This is a genomic window from Methylobacterium sp. J-001 (assembly GCF_022829565.1).
In the GTDB taxonomy this organism is placed as follows: Bacteria; Pseudomonadota; Alphaproteobacteria; order Rhizobiales; family Beijerinckiaceae; genus Methylobacterium.
In genome coordinates, this window is record NZ_JAKSYN010000025.1 from 1 (window position 1) to 2,073 (window position 2,073).

The 2,073-nt window shown below is 63.5% G+C and carries 2 protein-coding genes and 1 pseudogene; 1 reads left to right on the forward strand and 2 read right to left on the reverse strand.

The features are described 5' to 3' along the window. Positions 1-425: pseudogene (locus MKK65_RS01070) on the reverse strand (transposase); the annotation flags it as partial. A gap of 177 nt (positions 426-602) precedes the next feature. Continuing rightward, a complete protein-coding gene (locus MKK65_RS01075) occupies positions 603-887 on the reverse strand; it encodes a hypothetical protein (protein WP_243954567.1) in 285 nt (94 codons plus the stop codon). Between the two features lie 96 nt (positions 888-983). On the opposite strand from MKK65_RS01075, the gene MKK65_RS01080 reads away from it, so the two are divergent. Further along, a protein-coding gene (locus MKK65_RS01080; protein WP_243954569.1) for an IS3-like element ISMra1 family transposase occupies positions 984-2,073 on the forward strand; the annotation gives its coding sequence in 2 pieces (ribosomal slippage) (positions 984-1,245 and positions 1,245-2,073; 1,091 coding nt annotated over the 2 pieces). This gene is flagged as partial in the annotation.

Below are 2,073 nucleotides of genomic sequence, written 5' to 3' on the forward strand. Positions count from 1 at the left end.
ATCGGCTGTCAGCGCCTCTTCATCATCGCGGCCCCGCGGCACCTTGCGCTGTGTCGAGCGATGCTGTCCGAGCGCCCGACAGGCACGGCGCTCGGAGATGTTCATCGTCAGCTGGATGTGCTCGACACAGGCGCGTCGGCCCGCGGGGCTCAGAAGTTTCCCCGGGACGCCTCCTGCCGGATCAGCTTCTCGAGGGTGAGATCGGCGATGGCCTTTCGAAGCCGAGAATTATCGGTCTCAAGACTCTTCATCCGTAGAACTTGATCTGACTTCAGGCCGCCAAACTCACGCTGCCACCGGTAGTACGTCACCGAACTCACACCGAGCGCGCGGATTGCATCCGCCACGATCTGGCCCTGTGAAATCAGAACGTCCGCCTGACGTAGCTTCGCGACGATCTCCTCGGGCTTCGGGTGCTTTGCCATCTCGTCCGTCCTCCAGGCTCAAAAGCCATACCAAAGGGCGGACCACTTCAATGGGGGCTGACCAGCCCGCCCTGCCCTGCACTCATCTCTCGGACGAAATACTTGGGCCTATCGAGGCTGAGTGCATAGTTGATTGAGGCCACCGCTTGGCAACCCTGCGGCCCTTCAGGCCCGGTACTAGCGTTGCTTTTCATCCCAAGCCCGAAACGGCTTCAGCGCCTCATCCCGGATCGCCCGCGCGAGGGCGGTGCCCTCGCGGTTGCCGAACAGCAGACCATCGAGGGTGCGGCCGGCCATCACGTCGAGCAGGCGAACTCGATCACCGGTGCGCAGCCAATCCTTCTTGATCCGCCAAGCCCGGGTGTCGAAACCGGTCAACTCAGATTCCCTCGAGACAGCCCGCAAGAAGGCGGTGCGGTAGACCTTCTGCGGGCCCTTCAGAGCGTAGACGAACTGGCGCATGAGGTCGTCGTCGGGCACTGACCCTGACCCACCAAACTGGTCCGCGCTTAGCGCAAGTTTTTCGGGCATCCTGAACCCTGAAGGAGGGAGGATGTCATGCCTCGCAAACGCTTCACGAACGAACAGATCGCCTTTGCCCTTCGGCAGGCGGAGAACGGCGCGACGGTGGACGAGGTCTGCCGGAAGATGGGTGTGTCCGAGCCGACGTTCTACCGCTGGAAGAAGCAGTTCGTCGGCATGGGCGTGCCGGAGATCCGGCGGCTGAAGCAGCTGGAGGACGAGAACAGCAAGCTCAAACGATTAGTGGCCGACCTGACGCTGGACCGCTCGATGTTGCAGGATGTCCTGAAGCGAAAGTGGTAAGGCCCAGCGCTCGCCGTGAAGTCGCCGGCCACCTGCAGGTGGCCTACGGCATCAGCGAGCGTCGGGCCTGCCAGGCCACCGGTTTTGGCCGCTCGTCCCAGCGTTACAGGAAGCGCTCTGACCCGCAGGTTGCGCTGCGGATGCGGCTGAAGGAACTCGCTGCCGCGCGGGTGCGCTACGGCTACCGACGGCTGCATATCCTACTGCGACGGGAGGGCTGGGAGGTGAACCACAAGCGCACCTACCGGATCTATCGCGACGAGGGGCTGTCGATCCGGCCCAAGCTGCCCAAACGCAAACGGGCTTGGCGCTACCGGCAAGGGCGGCCGGCGATCGGCGGACCCAATGAGGTCTGGGCCATGGACTTCATGTCTGATCGCATCTTCGACGGACGTCCGTTCCGGATCCTGACGGTCGTCGATTGCCATACGCGAGAGGCGCTCTCGCTCACACCGAGAGCCAACTTCCGCGCCTTCCAGGTGACCGAGGCCCTGGACGCACTGGTGAAGCTCCGCGGTCGTCCAAAGAGCCTACGGGTGGACAATGGACCGGAGTTCGCCGGGCGCATGCTCGACCAGTGGGCGTACCTGAACGGGGTCGAGATCGACTTCTCACGACCGGGCAAACCGACAGACAACGCCTACATCGAGTCGTTCAACGGCCGCTTACGGGCGGAATGTCTGAACGCCTCGTGGTTCCTGTCGCTGGCCGATGCCCGCGAGCGCATCGAGGACTGGAGGTGCCACTACAACGAAGATCGCCCCCATACGGCCTTGGGCGGCTTGACGCCCCGAGCCTTCGCCAACCAAGCTGTCACAGCCCG

Coding starts and splice junctions, on each gene's coding strand:
- MKK65_RS01075 (WP_243954567.1), bottom strand. CDS start 887: ATGCGCCAGTTCGTCTACGCTCTGAAGGGCCCGCAGAAGGTCTACCGC.